We start from the raw sequence: 17,778 nt of genomic DNA on the forward strand, positions 1-17,778 counted from the left end.
CGATATATTAGTTTAAGTCGATGGCGACACTGTCTTTAGTGATGGTGTCGCCATTTTTTTTTGGAGTTCTAAATGCCACTGAATAACGACATCCGCAAGGTAATGATTATTGGAAGCGGCCCGATTGTAATAGGTCAGGCTGCAGAATTTGACTATGCAGGAAATCAGGCATGTAAGGCTTTGAAGTCTCTGGGCCTTGAAGTATGTCTTGTAAACTCTAATCCGGCAACTCTTATGACCGACAGGACCATGGCTGATGAAATCTATCTTGAGCCTCTTACCCTTACTACTTTACAGAGAATAATAGAAAAAGAAAAACCTGATTCACTTCTTTCTACTTTGGGCGGACAGACAGGATTGACGCTGAGTATGGAACTTGCAAAGTCAGGTTTTCTTGAAAGTCACGGGGTAAAACTTTTAGGGGCAAGGCCTCTGACAATCGATAAGGCGGAAGACCGGCAGATGTTTAAAGATACGATGGAATCTATCGGAGAACCGTGCATTCCGTCAAAAGTTGTTACTTCTTATGAAGATGCCCTTGATTTTGCAAAAAACGTAATAGGACTTCCTGCAATCATACGTCCGGCTTTTACTCTGGGAGGCACCGGAGGCGGTATTGCAAATACCTGGGCTGAGTTTGATGAAATTGCTCATAATGGTCTGCATCGTTCTCCTATTCATCAGATACTTGTAGAGAAATGTATTTCCGGCTGGAAGGAAATTGAGTTTGAAGTTATGCGGGACAGTAAGGGAAATGTAATTACTGTATGTTCAATGGAAAACTTTGATCCGGTTGGAGTTCATACAGGGGATTCAATTGTAATTGCTCCGACGGTTACTCTTGCTGATAAAGAATACCAGATGCTTCGTTCTGCAGCATTAAATATAATTTCGGCACTGGAAATAGAAGGGGGATGTAACTGTCAGTTTGCACTTAATCCTGATACTTTTGAATATGCAGTAATAGAAGTAAATCCCCGTGTGTCCCGTTCTTCTGCACTGGCAAGTAAAGCTACCGGATATCCTATTGCAAAAGTTGCAGCTCTTATTGCAGTAGGCTTTACTCTGGATGAAATTCCTAATTTTGTTACGAAAAAAACAAAAGCCTGTTTTGAACCGGTGCTGGATTATGTTGTCGTAAAGATGCCGAAGTTCCCGTTTGATAAATTTGTGTATGCCAGCCGTAAGCTCGGAACTCAGATGAAAGCAACAGGGGAGGTAATGGCAATCGGTCAGAATTTTGAAGAGGCAATACTTAAAGCTGTCCGGGGAGCTGAACTCGGTGTAAAGGATTTAAATCTTCCTCTGTTTGAAAAAGAGTTTGATGAAAAAATAAAAGAAAGAGTATCTCAGTGTACGGATCAGAGAATCTTTGCAATTTATCAGGCTCTTAAACGGCACCTTATGTCTGTTGATGAAATTCATGAAGTTACCAGAATAGACAGATGGTTTTTGTGGAAGCTGGAGAAGATTGCTGAATCTTCATCAGAATTATATTCTCCGTGTTCCTTCAAGATGGTTGATACATGTGCCGGTGAGTTTGAAGCTGAGACTCCGTATTTTTATTCAACTGCGGGGGGAGAAAATGAAGCCGAGAAATTCCTTGCCGAGACACGTAAAAAAGACAGTAAGGGTACAATTGTTGTTCTTGGTTCAGGGCCGATAAGAATCGGACAGGGAATTGAGTTTGATTATTCTTCCGTTCAGTGTATATGGGCATTAAAGAAACTTGGTTATGAAGTTGCAATCATTAATAATAATCCGGAAACTGTCTCTACAGATTTTGACATTGCAGACAGGCTTTACTTTGAACCTCTTACTCCTGTAGATGTAATGAATGTTATAAATGTGGAAAAACCGGAAGGGGTTGTTGTTGCTTTTGGCGGCGGAACGGCAATCAAGCTTGCGGAATTCTTACACAGCCAGGGAATAAAAATTCTTGGAACGAGTGCGGATGCCATTGATCTTGCAGAAGACAGGGAACGCTTTGAGGAACTTTGTGAAAAACTGAATGTAAACAGACCTAAAGGAGAAACTGTCTTTACGGAAGTTGAAGCTCTTGAAGCTGCAGCGAAATTGGGCTATCCGGTTTTAATGCGGCCAAGCTATGTACTTGGCGGACAGAATATGATTATCGCCAGGAACAGTGCAGATATAAAAGAATACATGAAAATAATTCTGTCTCAGAAAATAGAAAATCCTGTTTTGATAGATAAATACATGGAAGGAACTGAACTTGAAATTGACTGCATTTGTGACGGACATGAAGTTCTTATACCTGGAATAATGGAACATGTAGAGCGGACAGGAATTCATTCAGGAGATTCTATTGCTGTGTATCCGCCGTGGTCTTTTACACCTGAAATGACAAAAGAGGTTGTTGAAAAATCTACTGCTATGGCTCTTGCTCTTGGAACAAAAGGGCTGGTTAACATTCAGTGGCTTTTCTATAACGGTGAACTCAATATTATTGAGGCAAATCCACGCTCAAGCAGAACAGTGCCTTATCTTTCTAAAGTTACAGGGGTGCCTATGGTAGAACTGGCAACACGAGCAATGCTTGGAGAAAAAGTTTCTGATATGGGATTTGGTACCGGTCTTTACAGAGCGCCGGATTATTTTGCAGTAAAAGTTCCTGTTTTCAGCTTTGAAAAACTAATGAACGTTGATACACATCTTGGTCCGGAGATGAAGAGTACAGGTGAAGTTCTTGGAATTGCGCCGACAAGAGAAGAAGCTCTTTTTAAGGGAATGGCTGCCGCCGGCTGGAAGATGATTCATCCGAAGGATTTTTGCTCTGAGAATTCTTCCTGTCAGAATGACGCGTTTGATGGCAGAGATGAAGCCTTGAATGATAAATGCGGAATTCTTTTTTCGGTTAGAGAGTCAGATTTACCTGAACTGCCTTCTCTTGCAAGAAAATTTTATGATATGGGATTTAAGCTTTACGGAACCACAGGAAATGCTGCAACAATAGAACGCAGCGGAATGCAGGTTACTCATGTTGCTAAAGTGCATGAAGATTATCACGACAATGTAATGACTTTATTGGAAAGCGGGCGGGTAGTTTATGTAGTTTCTACTTCTGCAAAAGGAAGGGATCCTGTTGCTGAGAGTGTTAAGCTGAGACGGCTTGCTGTAGAGCGGGATATTGACTGCCTTACTTCGATGGATACTGCAAATGCTCTGGCAGACTGTCTTATGGGAAAGTATTCACTGGATAATGTGAGTCTTGTAAATATTTGTGAATTATAAGAAGGAATGAATAATGTATACAAAAAAGGATGTTCTGGATTTTGTAAATGAAGAAGATGTAAAATTTATACGCCTTGCTTTTTTTGATGTAAAGGGACGGCAAAAAAATATTTCCATCATGCCGACAGAACTTGAACGGGCTTTTGAAGAAGGAATTGCTTTTGATGCATCTTCGATAGAGGGATTTGAAGGTCCGGAAAAATCAGATTTGTTTTTGATTCCTGATCCGTCAACACTTGCAGTTATTCCATGGCGGCCTATGACAGGAAAAGTTGTCAGGATGTTCTGTAATATTATTACTTCCGAAGGAGAGCCTTACAGAAAAGACAGCCGCATGCTTTTGAAAAATGCCTGTGACAGGTTAAAGAATGAATGCGGAATTGAACTTATGGTTGGAACAGAAATAGAGTTCTATCTTTTTAAGCTGGATGAAAATGGTAATCCGACAAAAGTTCCTTTTGATAACGCAGGCTATATGGATATAGCTCCCCTTGATCACGGAGAAAATATACGCCGGGATATCTGTTTTACTCTGGAACAGATGGGATTTACTCCGGAGGCAAGTCATCATGAAGAAGGCCCTGGACAGAATGAAATAGATTTCCGCTATTCTGACGTGCTTACTGCTGCAGATAATGTTGCCACATTTAAATGGATTGTTAATACCAAAGCTGCTGCAAACGGACTTTATGCAGATTTTTCTCCAAAGCCTCTTGCTGGAGAAGCAGGAAACGGAATGCATATAAACATTTCATGTCATAAAACCGGAACACAGTCTGGAGATGATGATTCAGAAGAAATGAATGAAACTCTTAATTATATTCTTGCAGGAATATTCAATCATATTGAAGAAATCACTTATTTCTTAAATCCTGTTGAAAATTCTTATAAGCGCCTTGGTTCTGCAAAGGCAACTAAATATATAAGCTGGGGAAATGGAAACCGCTCTGCCCTGATACGCATACCGTCTTCAAAAAACAAAATGCGACTTGAAGTCCGTTCTCCGGATCCGGAATGTAATCCATATATTGCCCTTACATTTATGATTCACGCAGCAATTGACGGAATAAAAAATAAACTTTCCCTGCAGCCTTCTGTTGAAGAAAATCTTTTTGATAACAGGACTGCTTCCAGGCTCGGACTTAAAACACTTCCTCAGTCTCTGGAAGAAGCAAGGGAAGTTGCAGCAAACAGTATGTTTGTAAAAGCTGTAACTGGTGATTTTAATTTATAATCGGGAAAGACGATGCAGACGGAATGCCATAGTGTACTTTTAGTTTCTCATGACAGTAAAATAGTTTCTCAGGTAAAGGCGTTTCTTATTCCTCCTCTGTTTGAACTTACCGTAAGTTCAGATTTTAATGAGGCCAGAAGAATTGCAGGAGAAAAAAACTTCAACATCATCATAGTTGATTCTGGAGATGGATATGATACTGATTTTGCAATAAGCGTTTCTGATTCATATTCAACCGTACTGCTTTTTGTTCCTAATGAACACTTTGATGAAATCTCCTACCGGGTTGAAGGGTATGGAATACTTACCCTTATAAAACCTTTTGAGCCTTTTTATTTCTATAATATGATTAAGGTTGCGATTGCTGTAGAATACAAAGTCCGGCTGCTTTCAAGTGAGACTGTTAAACTTAAGAGCAAGATGGAAGAAATCAGGGTTGTGAACCGGGCAAAACTTTTACTTATGGAAAAGAGAGGAATGTCGGAACAGGAAGCCCATCATTATCTTGAAAAAGAATCCATGGATAAGGGATTAAAAAGAACTGCAGTTGCAGAAAAAATAATTGCTGAGTTTTGAAAACAGTGAGGTGTTGTATAAAGCATCTCACTGTTTTTTATTGAGGGGGTAGTACAAACCCTCAAAACGGCGAAGTCAAGGCTTTAAGCTTTAGCGTGCCTTGACTCGACGTATTTTAAACTCAGTTCTGGTTATTAAGGTATGCGTCAATCTGTTTTGCGCATTCACGTCCTTCGGCAATGGCCCATACTACAAGAGACTGTCCCCTGTGCATGTCACCAGCAGTAAAGACTTTTTCTACTGATGTTGAATATTCAGTTGCTGTTACAGTTCCCCTGTCACCAGTCTGAACACCAAAAGCCTGTGCTGTGTAAGGTTCACAGCCTGTAAATCCTGCTGCAATGAGAAGCAGATCGCATGAAAGTGTTTTTTCTGTGCCTGCTTTTTCGACCAGGGTCCTCTTACCGTCTTTTACTGTAAATTCCACCTGTACTGTTTTAATTGCAGTTATGTGTCCGTTTTCTGAAATAACTTCTTTAACGGTTGTTTCGTATATACGAGGGTCATGTCCGAATTTTGAAATTGATTCTTCTGCACCGTAATCGACTTTCAGAATCTTAGGCCACTCTGGCCATGGATTGTCCGCAGCACGTTCTGACGGAGGGCACGGCATCATTTCTAATTGAACAACGCTTTTTGCACCAAGTCTTATTGCAGAACCGCAGCAGTCGTTTCCTGTATCGCCGCCTCCGACGATTACAACATTTTTTCCTTCTACAGTTATTCCGTTACGTTTTTCGAGCATTTGAGCTATCTGTCCGTTGGTCGGTTCCATGCCGATTTTGTTCAGGGCATCTCCTGTTGCTATTACGCATTTTGTAACGGCTGTAAGGAAGTCTACGGCAAAAATCATTCCGCCGTTATTTTTTGCTGCTTCATTTTTTTCAAGTTTTTCTATTCCTGCTGCAGTAAGAGGACGGGCTTTCTTTGCTCCGCAGCAAAGGGCAACAGCATCGTATTCCTTTAGAATGTGTTCTGCTGAAATTGAACGGCCTACATCTGCATTGAAAATAAATTCAATGCCTTCTGCTTTCATAAGGTTTACCCTGCGTTCAATAATTGATTTTTCAAGCTTCATGTTTGGAATACCATACATTAACAGTCCGCCGGCTTTATCTTCTCTTTCGAAAACCGTTACAGAATGTCCCCGTTTGTTAAGACAGTCTGCAACTGCAAGACCTCCCGGTCCTGAACCTATTACCGCAATTTTTTTTCCGCTGCGGTGTACCGGAGGTTCGGCTTTCATATAGCCGGTTTGAAATGCTTTTTCGATTATAAACAGTTCATTGTCATGAATTGTAACAGCACCTTCATTTACAACCGGGTTGCCGCAATTGCATGCTTTTTCACAGAGAGCAGGACAGACTCTTCCTGTAAACTCGGGAAAGTTTGATGTTTTTAAAAGCCTCCAGGCTGCCATATCAAACTGTCCGTTATAAAGAGCGTCATTCCATTCCGGAATATAGTTGTGCAGTGGACATCCGGTTACCATTCCCTTCAGTCGAAGTGCAGACTGACACATCGGTACTCCGCAGTTCATGCAGCGGGCAGCCTGATTGCGCCGTTCACTTTCATCAAGTTTCGGATGAAACTCCTTAAAATTAGTTATTCGTTCCAGAGGAACAATGCTTGCGTTTTCTTTTCTTTTGTAATCCATAAAGCCTGTTGCCTGTGCCATTTATTTCTCCTATGCGGTGCATTTTCTGAAGGCTTCTAAAACAGCCTGTTCATGATCAGAGCCTTCGTTTTCTCTGATAGAGATTTCATTTTTAATTTTAAGATAATCATTCGGGATTATTTTCTTAAAACATTTTTTATAGTGTTCCCAATGAGAAAGAATTTCTTTTCCTTTTGAACTGTCAGTTTCTTTTACATGCTGTTCAATGAGGGAAAGCAGATTTTCTTCATCAGTAGAATCCTTAAGGGTTGTAACCGCATCAGAAAGTTCATACATTGTTACCAGTTCATGGTTAAGACGTTTGTAGAGATCGTGGTTTTCATCCAGAATGTATGCAATACCGCCGCTCATTCCCGCACAGAGATTTTTTCCTGTACTTCCGATGATTACTGCAGTTCCTCCTGTCATATATTCAAGCCCGTGATCTCCGCATCCTTCTGTAACAACACTTGCTCCTGAATTTCTTACGCAGAATCTTTCTCCTGCCGTTCCGTTAATGAATGCACTTCCGCTGGTTGCTCCAAAGAGTGCCACGTTACCTGTGATTATGTTTTTGTCTGCTTCTCCGTTAAAGTTCAAAGCTTTTTTCAGAATTAATTTTCCGCCGCTGAGTCCTTTTCCGAAAGCATCGTTTGCATCACCGGTAAGTTTTATTGTCAGGCCTTTCGGTATAAATGCTCCAAAACTCTGTCCGGCTCCGCCTTCTGCATTTATGATAAATGTATCGTCGCTGAGGGTTCCCTTAAACTTTTTCTGAATTTCACTGCCGAGAATCGTACCGAAAGTACGGTTTGTTGACTGAACAGAAACTGAAGGCAGTTCTGATTTCTGAACTGATGCAGCAACTGTTTTTTCTGCGACATCTTTAAACCACGGTACAAGAATTTTTTCATCAAGAGTTTTTTCCAGGTTGAAATTGAACTTTGAACGGTCAGCCTTCCAGTCTTCTTCCTGAGTGCCAGAAGATGCAAGAAGGCGGGTTAAATCAACAAGGGCTGCTCTCTTAAATCCCTGTTTTGCTTTTAGTTTTAACAGGTCTGTTCTTCCGCACATTTCTTCGATTGAACGCACACCAAGTTTTGCCATGATTTCACGAAGTTCCTGTGCAATGAAGTTCATGAAGTTTTCAACATATTCCGGTTTGCCCGGGAACTTAGCACGAAGCTTTTCATTTTGCGTTGCAACTCCAAATGGACAGGTGTCAAGCTGGCAGACCCTCATCATGGAACATCCCATTGCAATAAGAGGTGCTGTTGCAAATCCAAATTCTTCTGCGCCGAGCAGAGAGGCAATTGCAACGTCTCTTCCGCTCATAAGCTTGCCGTCTGTTTCAAGTACGACTCTTCCCCTGAGACCGTTCTGAATTAAAGTCTGGTGTGCTTCACTTAATCCAAGTTCCCATGGAAGACCTGCGTGATGAATTGAAGATATAGGGGCGGCTCCTGTTCCTCCGTCATGTCCGGAAATTAAGATGACCTGTGCTCCTGTTTTTGCAACGCCTGCAGCTATTGTTCCTACTCCGGCTTCACTTACAAGTTTTACGGATATTCTTGCAGCCCGGTTTGCGTTTTTTAAATCATAGATGAGCTGTGCAAGATCTTCTATTGAATAGATGTCGTGATGAGGTGGAGGAGAGATCAAAGCAACACCTGGTGTAGCATATCTTGTTTTTGCAATCCATGGATATACTTTCTTTCCCGGAAGATGTCCGCCTTCACCTGGTTTTGCTCCCTGTGCCATTTTTATCTGAATCTCTGCCGCACTTAAAAGATATTCTTCTGTAACGCCAAATCTTCCTGATGCAACCTGCTTTATTGCGCTGTTGTATTCAGTTCCCAGACGCTCAGGTTTTTCTCCTCCTTCTCCGCTGTTGGATTTTCCATGGAGGTGATTCATTGCTGCTGCCATACATTTGTGGGCTTCTTCACTGATTGAACCGTAACTCATTGCACCGGTCTTGAAATGCTGTACGATGGAACTTACGCTTTCAACTTCATCGATTGAAATGCCTCCGTTGTCCGGAAAGTTAAAGTCCAGCATTGCCCTTAATGTATGCGGGTGATCGTTGGAATCTACAAGGGCTGTATATTCCTTAAATCTGCCGTAGTCTCCGTTTCTGGTTGCCTGCTGTAAGGCCACAATTGTTTCCGGATTGTAGAGATGTCTTTCTGCTGTCGGTCCCATGCGGAGTTTATGATTTCCTACGGAATCAAGATGAGTGTTTACCGTAAGTCCTAAAGGATCAAAGCCCTGGGCGTGATGATAAAGCACGTCTTCTTCAATTTCTTTTAAGCCGATTCCACCAACTCTGCTGACTGTATTGGTGAAGTATTTTTCTATAACATCAGAAGCGATTCCTACTGCTTCAAAAATCTGTGCTGACTGATAAGACTGAATTGTGCTTATACCCATTTTAGCAGCAATTTTTACAATGCCGTTTATGATGCCTTTGTTGTAGTCATCGATTGCAGTGTGATAATCCTTATCAAGAATTTTCTGATCAATAAGTTCTGCAATTGCTTCATGGGCAAGATACGGGTTGATGGCTCTGGCTCCGTAACCGAGACACATTGCTGCCTGATGAACATCCCTTACTTCTGCACTTTCAAGAATTATGGAGAGGGCTGTTCTTTTTTTAGTCCGGATCAGATGCTGTTCTACGGCAGATATGGCAAGAATTGCAGGAATGGCTGCATGGTCTGCATCAGTTCCCCGGTCACTGAGGATTATTATGTTGTATCCCTCGCTGTAAGCAGAATCAATCTGATTAAAGAGATTTTCAAGGGCTGCCTTTAATCTGCTTTCTGTTTTTTCTTTTGGGGAATTTTTTATTTCAAAGAGAATTGAAAGAGTTTTTGCTTTAAGTCCGTCTTTGTTTAATGCTGCGATTTTTATTAAATCAACACCGGTAAGAATCGGATTGTTTATTTCCAGAACACGGCAGTTTTTAGAATCCGGTTTGAGAATGTTTCCGTCTTTTCCTACGTAAACAGTTGTATCTGTTACGATTTTTTCCCTGAGACTGTCTATAGGAGGATTTGTTACCTGAGCAAACAGCTGCTTGAAATAACTGAACAGACTCTGATGTTTTTCGCTCATTACTGCAAGAGGTGTATCAACTCCCATACTTGCTGTTGGTTCTACTCCGTTTTTTGCCAGAGGTAAAACCATTTCATTAACATCCTCATAGTTCCAGCCGAAAGCCCTGTAGAGAATGTTTCTTTCTTCCTGACTGTGTACAGGAATTTTTTTATTCGGGATTTTTAATTCAGAAAGATGAATCAGGTTCATGTCCAGCCATTCACCATAAGGATAAAGTTCTGCATATTCTTTTTTACATTCTTCATCACTTATGATTTTTTTCTGAATGGTATCTACAAGAAGTATGCGTCCCGGCTGCAGTCTGGATTTTGTTTTTATGTTTTCTTCCGGAATATCAAGAACTCCGACTTCACTGGAAAGGACAAGCATACCGTCATTAGTTATGTAGTAGCGGCTTGGGCGGAGTCCGTTACGGTCCAGAGTTGCTCCGAGAATGTCTCCGTCAGAAAAAAGAATTGCTGCAGGTCCGTCCCAGCTTTCCATCATCGTTGCCCAGTAATGGTAAAAATCTTTTTTGCTGGAGTTCATATTATCATCGTGCTTCCAGGGTTCAGGAATACACATCATTACGGCAAGGGGAAGAGGAATGCCGTTCATCGTAAGGAATTCCAGGGTGTTGTCCAGCATTGCCGAATCACTTCCTTCTGTATCGACAGCAGGAAGTATTTTTTTCATATCCTCTTTAGTGAATTCCTGTGAGGAGAGGGTTTCTTCTCTTGCAAGCATTCTGTCTGCATTTCCGCGGATTGTATTGATTTCTCCGTTATGAGCTATAAAGCGATTCGGGTGTGCACGTTTCCAGCTCGGCTGGGTGTTTGTAGAAAACCTGGAGTGAACGACAGCAAGTGCTGATTTATATTCTGCATCCTGAAGATCTTTGTAAAAGGTACGTAATTCATTTACAAGGAACATTCCCTTGTAAACAACAGTTCTGCTGCTCAGTGAACAGGTATAGGTTTCTGGTGAACATTTTTTTTCGAATGCCCTTCTTAAAATGTAAAGACGTCTGTCAAAGTCCAGTCCCTTTTTGCATGTTTCAGGACGCAGGATAAATGCCTGCCAGATTTCAGGCATGCAGTCACGGGCTTTTTTCCCAAGAACTTCTGCATTAACCGGAACCTTGCGCCATCCTGCAAGGGTAAGTCCTTCTTCTTTACAGCACTCTTCAAAAATATTTTTTTCTTTATCTGTAGTATTATTTTCAGCATTTTCTACAGGAAAGAAAAACATTCCGATTCCGTAATCCCTTTCTTCTCCAAGACTTTTACAGATTTCTTTTTTGCCTTTTATTTCTCCTCTGGAACAGGTTGCCTTAAAAAAATCATGACTGATCTGAATTAAAATTCCTACGCCGTCTCCAGTTTCTCCACTGGCATCTTTACCTGCGCGGTGTTCAAGTTTTTCTACAATGCTCAGTGCGTTATCTACGATTTTGTAGGATTTGCTTCCGTCAATATTTACAACTGCACCTATACCGCATGCATCATGTTCAAAGCAAGGTTCGTAAAGTGTTTTTGTTTTCATGTTGCCTTCCTGTCAGCGAAAAAAAAGCCGCATAAGATCAGAAGTATTTTTCTGACCTTATGCGGCTTCATCGTCGTCTTTGAGTTAGTTAATAAAATAAAAAAAGTCGCAGACTGTGTGTTGAATAAAAATTCAGAACACTGCCTGCGACTTCTTTGTCTTTTCTTATTATTCCGAAATACAATTTTACTGTCAAGCATTGAAAATAAAAAAAATATTTTCTTCGGGCTGTTGACAAAAAAAAATTCTGACGCTATAAGTAAATCATCAAACGGCAACGAGGTCGCAGGAAAATCATTCTTGCGGCCTTTTTTGTTTTTTAAGTGCTGAATTAAAATCAGCAAGATAAACTGCACATAACAAATTACAAAAGGCGATGGCGCTGACTTTTCTGTCTGGTGTACAACAGATGGAATTTTCAGCGCCTTTTTTTGTTTTTGCGGATGCAGGTTTTTGTAAGGAGAAAAAAATGGACGAAGTTACGCAGATTTTTGGAGAAAACGTATTTAATGAAACCGTGATGAAGTCTCGGCTTCCAAAAGAAACTTTCAAACAGCTGATGAAAACTATTGAAGGTGGAGAAAAACTTAATCCTGAAGTAGCAGTAGTTGTTGCTAATGCAATGAAAGACTGGGCAGTAGAAAAAGGTGCAACTCATTTTACTCACTGGTTTCAGCCGCTGACAGGAATTACTGCAGAAAAACATGACAGCTTCATTCAGCCGATTGAAGGCGGAAAAGTAATCATGGAATTTTCAGGAAAGGAGCTTGTTCAGGGAGAACCTGATGCTTCAAGTTTCCCGAGCGGAGGAATACGCGCAACATTTGAGGCCCGCGGCTATACAGCATGGGATCCGACTTCCTATGCCTTTATAAAAGACGGCACACTCTGCATTCCGACAGCCTTCTGTTCTTATACAGGGGAAGCTCTTGATAAGAAAACTCCTCTTCTTCGTTCGATGCAGGCAATCAGTAAACAGGCTGTTCGTGTTCTTCATCTTTTTGACGGAAACGAAGATGTTACTTCTGTAAAAACAACAGTCGGTCCTGAACAGGAATATTTTTTGATTGATAAAAGTGTTTATGATAAACGTGAAGATCTGATTTATACAGGAAGAACTCTTTTTGGTGCAAAAGCTCCAAAGGGGCAGGAACTTGAAGATCATTATTTTGGAATGATTAAGCCGAGAGTTCAGGCCTTCATGAAAGATTTGAACAGGGAACTCTGGAAACTGGGAATCCTTGCAAAGACTGAACATAACGAAGTAGCTCCGGCACAGCATGAGCTTGCTCCGATTTTCTCTACAACAAACCTTGCCTGTGACCATAACCAGCTGACAATGGAATTGATGAAAAAGACAGCTGCAAAACACGGAATGGTTTGTCTTCTTCATGAAAAACCTTTTGCCGGTGTAAACGGAAGCGGTAAACACAATAACTGGTCTATTTCTACAGATACAGGAAAGAACCTTCTTGATCCTGGAGCAACACCAGAAAGCAATGCACAGTTCCTTTTGTTCCTGTGTGCCGTAATAAAGGCTGTAGATGAATATCAGGATCTGCTGAGAATTTCAGTTGCATCAGCAGGTAATGACCATCGTCTCGGAGCAAACGAAGCGCCGCCTGCAATCATTTCTATCTTCCTTGGGGATGAACTTTCTTCAATTCTTGATTCGATCGAAAAGGGAATTCCTTACGGAAAGCATGAAAAAGAAAAAATGAAGATTGGAGTTACTGTTCTTCCAGAATTCAATAAGGATACGACAGACAGAAACAGAACTTCTCCTTTTGCATTCACCGGAAATAAATTTGAGTTCCGCATGCTGGGTTCAAATGAATCAATTGCATGTGCAAATGTTTTCCTGAACACAGCTGTTGCAGAAGAATTAAGTCAGTTTGCAGATGTTCTTGAAAAGGCAGAAGATTTTAACGGGGTTCTTCATGATTTGATTTTGAAGACAATCAAGGAACACAAGAGAATTATTTTTAACGGCAACGGTTATGATGATTCATGGGTAAAGGAAGCTGAAAAGAGAGGCCTGCTTAACCTTCGTTCTACACCAGAAGCTCTTCCTCATATTCTGGATGAAAAAAACATAAAGCTTTTTGAAAAGTTTGGTGTTTACTCAAAGGTTGAACTTACAAGCCGCTTTGAGATTCATAATGAAAACTATTCAAAGATAATTAATATCGAAGCAGAAACAATGCTTGAAATGGCAAAGAAAGACATTCTTCCTGCTGCAAGCAAATATGCAAATAAACTGGCAGAAACCATCGGACTTAAAAAATCTGTCTGCAGTGAATGTGATGCAAGCTATGAATCAGAAATGCTTAAAAAAGTTTCTGCACTTACGTCTGTCATCTATAGCAAGACAGAAAATCTTGAAAGCCAGGTTGTAGAGGCAAGAAAGACAGCTGACAGTTCTGATTCAAGTAAGACTGCTTTCTTCTATCGTGAACATGTGTTTGCAGCAATGAATGAACTTCGTACTGCTGCAGATGAACTTGAAACAATTACACCAAAAGAATTGTGGCCGTTCCCAAGCTATGGTGACCTGCTGTTCAGTGTTAAATAAATTTTTTTTACGGAGGTTTATATGTCTGAAGTTTGGAGTGTATGGTTTTTAATAGGAGCTGCACTTGTATTCTTTATGCAGTGCGGTTTTGCCATGGTTGAAACAGGTTTTACCCGTGCAAAAAATGCCGGAAACATCATCATGAAAAACCTTATGGATTTCTGTATCGGCACACCGATGTTCATGCTTTTAGGCTTTGGCCTGATGATGAGTGAGAATTATATTTTTGGCGTCATCGGAAAACCGAACATGCAGCTGTTTACGAATTTTGCAGAACTTAACTGGTCTTCATTTGTATTCAACCTTGTATTCTGTGCAACAGCAGCAACCATTGTAAGCGGTGCAATGGCTGAACGTACAAAGTTCAGTGCCTACTGTATTTATTCAGCTGTAATTTCTGCTGTGGTTTATCCTATTGAAGCAGGATGGGTATGGAATCCTGAAGGCTGGCTTGTACAGCTTGGATTTGTAGATTTTGCCGGAGGTGCTGCAATTCATTCCGTAGGTGGAACAGCAGCTCTGCTTGGTGCAATGTTCCTTGGTCCCCGTATCGGAAAATATGATTATGACAAGAAGGGAAAGGTAACAAAGGTTCATGCAATTCCCGGACATTCCCTGACTCTCGGTGCACTGGGAACTTTTATTCTGTGGTTCGGATGGTATGGTTTTAACGGTGCTGCCTGTACACAGCTTCTTGGAGTAGGAGGACTTGCTGCAGTATTTACAACTACAACTATTGCTCCTGCTCTTGCTGCAGTTACGACAATGCTCTTTACCTGGATAAAGAACGGTAAGCCTGATGTTTCAATGACGCTGAATGCTTCTCTTGCAGGTCTTGTTGCAATTACTCCAACCTGTGCAACTGTTGATGCTTTAGGTGCAAGCATCATCGGAATTGTTGCAGGAATTCTTGTGGTAGTTGTTGTAGAAATCATGGATCTTAAACTTCATATTGATGATCCGGTAGGTGCTGTTGCAGTTCATCTTGCAAACGGAATCTGGGGTACTTTATCAGACGGACTTTTCAATGTTGAATCCGGAGTTTTCTATGGCGGAGGTTTTAAGCATCTTGGAGTTCAGGCTCTTGGAGAATTTACGATTGTTGCATGGACTGCTGTGTGCATGATTATAGTCTTTGCTCTGATAAAAAAGTTCCATGGACTTCGTGCAAGTCGTGAAGAAGAAGTTGTAGGTCTTGATAAGCTTGAGCATGGAATTGAATCTGCATACGGTGGATTCATTATGGCTCCACAGGTAATGACAGACGGTGAACCAGGTTCAGGAATTTCTGAAACATCCGTTCCTGTAGAAAAAGCTGTACCGGTTGCCCGTGCTTCAAGCAGACCTGATGCAAAGTTCCATATGGTTACAATCATCACCCGTCAGAGTAAGTTTGACGATCTTAAGGCTGCAATGAATGAGATTAATGTTACTGGAATGACAGTTACAAATGTTTTAGGCTGCGGAGTTCAGCACGGACAGATACAGAAGTATCGTGGTGTTCCGATGGATATGACTCTCCTTCCAAAAATAAAGGTAGACATTGTCGTAAGTGAAGTTCCTGTTGATCTTGTAATTACAGCTGCAAAAGAAGTTCTTTACACAGGTAATATCGGTGACGGAAAGATTTTTGTATATGATGTTCAGAACGTAGTAAAGGTCAGAACCGGTGAAGAAGGTTATGAAGCTTTACAGGATTAATTAAAAAAACAAAATGAATTATTGGTAAAATTCAGTGGAATTTTACCAATAATTCTCTTTACAACAAAAAAGGCTGATGATACTATATATAGTATGATACGAAATGCAGGCCGTTCTTTTGGCCGCTTCTTTTCTTTTTATTTCTTTTTCGCCTGAGGGCGAACATCTCTTATCTTTTTGTGCAATGCGTTCCGGGAACCGTGCACGGTAACTAATCTTTTACATAATAAAAACTGAGATTTTGAAAAGGCCGGCTGCAGGTGTGCTGGATAACCAGGTGCATTGTATCCGTTCAGTTTCCTTTTAAAATAAAAATCTCAAAAAGAGGAATATATGAGTTTAAAGTATTTTCAGCCAGAAAAAGAATGCATGTCTCTGGAGGAACTGCGCAAGCTTCAGGGGGAGCGTCTTGCTGCCAATTTCCGCCATGTTTATGAAAATGTAGAGTATTACAGAAAGCGCTGCCAGGAAGCAGGTGTTACTCCTGATGATATAAAGGGACTTGAGGATCTTGATAAAATTCCTTTTACCTGTAAGGACGATTTAAGACAGACATATCCTTACGGACTCTTTGCAGTACCTATGAGTAAGGTTGTCCGCATTCACGCTTCCAGTGGAACTACAGGAAAGCAGATTGTTGTAGGTTATACAAAAGAAGACCTTGATATATGGGATGAATGTACGGCACGACAGCTTGTGGCAGTTGGTGCTGATGAAAATGATATTGTTCAGGTTGCATACGGTTACGGACTTTTTACCGGAGGTTTTGGTGTTCATGGTGGAGCGACAAGACTGGGATGTCAGGTAATTCCTATTTCCAGCGGAAACACTCAGCGCCAGATTACTTTCATGCAGGACTTAAAGTCAACAGTTCTCTGCTGTACGCCAAGCTATGCAGCTTATCTTGGTGAAACCTTAAAGGAAATGGGACTTACTCCTGATGACATTCATCTTAAGGCGGGTATTTTTGGTGCAGAGCCGTGGACTGAAGAAATGCGCCGTGATATAGAAAAATCTCTCGGGCTTAAGGCTTACGATATTTACGGTCTTACAGAAGTTATGGGGCCTGGTGTTGCCTATGAATGTGCAGAACAGAAGGGTATGCATGTAAATGAAGATCACTTTATTATAGAAACAATTGATCCGAAAACCGGCAAGCGCCTTCCTGATGGAGAAAAGGGTGAACTGGTATTTACTGCAATTACAAAGCAGGCCTTCCCGTTAATGAGGTTCCGCACAAAGGATATCGGTGTCCTTAACCGTGCAAAGTGTTCATGCGGAAGAACATTTGTAAGGATGTCCAAACCTATGGGACGTACTGATGACATGCTTATTATCCGCGGCGTTAATGTATTCCCGAGTCAGATCGAAGGCGTTCTCATGCAGAATGGTTATCCTGCTAATTATGAAATTCATGTCGGCAGAGAAAACAATACTGATACATTTGAAATAAAAGTTGAAATGACTGCAGAAAAATTCAGTGACGTTATTTCTGAAATCAACAGGCAGGAAAAACAGCTTGAAAGTGCATTGCTCAGTGTTCTTCAGATTAAGGCAAAGGTTACTCTTGTAGCACCAAAGACTATTGCCCGCTCAGAAGGAAAAGCTAAGCGTGTAATTGATACAAGAAAACTTCATGATTAGAGGTAATCATGATAGCCTGCGACTGCCGTTGAGGCTTTATCAAGGAGAAGATTATGACAATTAAACAGATTTCTATTTTTATTGAAAACCGTAAGAATGCTCTTTCTGAACTTACTAATGTACTTGCTGAACATAAGATTAATATCAGGACTCTGAGCATTGCTGATACCAGTGACTTTGGGATTGCCCGCATTATTGTAGATAATCCGGAACAGGTTCAGGCAGCTCTTGAACGTTCAGCTTACATTGTAAAAGTTACTCCGGTAATTGCTGTAGAAATTCCTGATGAAGCAGGAAGCCTTAACCGCATACTTAAGATTCTTGCAGACAATAACCGCAATGTAGAATACATGTATGGATTTACGGGGCATAAATCCGGGACTGCATATATGATTATCCGCTGTACTGATGTTGCAGAAACGGAACGTATTCTTGACGCCAACGGAATCCGCATGGCAAGTCAGGATGAACTTTTGAAGTGCTAGGAAA

General features: G+C 41.0%; 9 protein-coding genes. 7 read left to right on the forward strand and 2 right to left on the reverse strand.

Features of this window, described 5'->3' with window-relative positions; all coding sequences use genetic code 11:
• The first annotated feature begins 72 nt into the window (after nt 1–72).
• Genes carB through HNP77_RS11815 form a run of 3 tightly spaced genes read left to right on the forward strand, consistent with a single transcriptional unit; the run spans nt 73 to nt 5,065 of the window.
• The gene (gene carB, locus HNP77_RS11805; RefSeq protein WP_184653644.1) at nt 73–3,255 is read left to right on the forward strand and encodes a carbamoyl-phosphate synthase large subunit; all 3,183 of its coding nucleotides are present in this window, start codon (nt 73–75) and stop codon (nt 3,253–3,255) included.
• 13 nt (nt 3,256–3,268) lie between these two features.
• Entirely contained in the window at nt 3,269–4,489 is a 1,221-nt protein-coding gene (locus HNP77_RS11810; protein ID WP_221266593.1) for a glutamine synthetase family protein, read from the forward strand.
• 12 nt (nt 4,490–4,501) lie between these two features.
• Nucleotides 4,502–5,065 (forward strand): ANTAR domain-containing response regulator, encoded by a 564-nt coding sequence (locus tag HNP77_RS11815; protein WP_184653646.1) that lies wholly within the window; start codon nt 4,502–4,504, stop codon nt 5,063–5,065.
• A gap of 121 nt (nt 5,066–5,186) precedes the next feature.
• Here the strand turns inward: HNP77_RS11815 and HNP77_RS11820 are convergent, their stop codons facing one another.
• Together HNP77_RS11820 and gltB are read right to left on the reverse strand one after the other, a co-directional pair.
• Nucleotides 5,187–6,743 carry a glutamate synthase subunit beta gene (locus HNP77_RS11820; RefSeq protein ID WP_184653648.1) on the reverse strand — a complete coding sequence of 519 codons (1,557 nt, stop codon included), beginning with the start codon at nt 6,741–6,743 and terminating at the stop codon, nt 5,187–5,189.
• A 9-nt stretch (nt 6,744–6,752) separates the two neighbouring features.
• Nucleotides 6,753–11,369 carry a glutamate synthase large subunit gene (gene gltB, locus HNP77_RS11825; RefSeq protein ID WP_184653650.1) on the reverse strand — a complete coding sequence of 1,539 codons (4,617 nt, stop codon included), beginning with the start codon at nt 11,367–11,369 and terminating at the stop codon, nt 6,753–6,755.
• Nucleotides 11,370–11,838: 469 nt separating this feature from the next.
• Here gltB and HNP77_RS11830 point away from each other — a divergent pair, with 469 nt between their 5' ends.
• The 4 genes from HNP77_RS11830 (at nt 11,839) to HNP77_RS11845 (ending at nt 17,774) form a co-directional block, all read left to right on the forward strand.
• Nucleotides 11,839–13,944 carry a glutamine synthetase III family protein gene (locus HNP77_RS11830; RefSeq protein ID WP_184653652.1) on the forward strand — a complete coding sequence of 702 codons (2,106 nt, stop codon included), beginning with the start codon at nt 11,839–11,841 and terminating at the stop codon, nt 13,942–13,944.
• Between the two features lie 21 nt (nt 13,945–13,965).
• Nucleotides 13,966–15,645, forward strand: coding sequence for an ammonium transporter (locus HNP77_RS11835; RefSeq protein WP_184653654.1), 1,680 nt, complete (start codon nt 13,966–13,968; stop codon nt 15,643–15,645).
• A 333-nt stretch (nt 15,646–15,978) separates the two neighbouring features.
• Nucleotides 15,979–17,289 (forward strand): phenylacetate--CoA ligase family protein, encoded by a 1,311-nt coding sequence (locus tag HNP77_RS11840; protein ID WP_184653656.1) that lies wholly within the window; start codon nt 15,979–15,981, stop codon nt 17,287–17,289.
• 53 nt (nt 17,290–17,342) lie between these two features.
• Nucleotides 17,343–17,774: an ACT domain-containing protein gene (locus HNP77_RS11845; RefSeq protein ID WP_184653657.1), complete on the forward strand. Its 432-nt coding sequence runs from the start codon at nt 17,343–17,345 to the stop codon at nt 17,772–17,774.
• Nucleotides 17,775–17,778 lie beyond the last annotated feature (4 nt).

The organism is Treponema rectale (assembly GCF_014202035.1).
GTDB lineage: Bacteria > Spirochaetota > Spirochaetia > Treponematales > Treponemataceae > Treponema_D > Treponema_D rectale.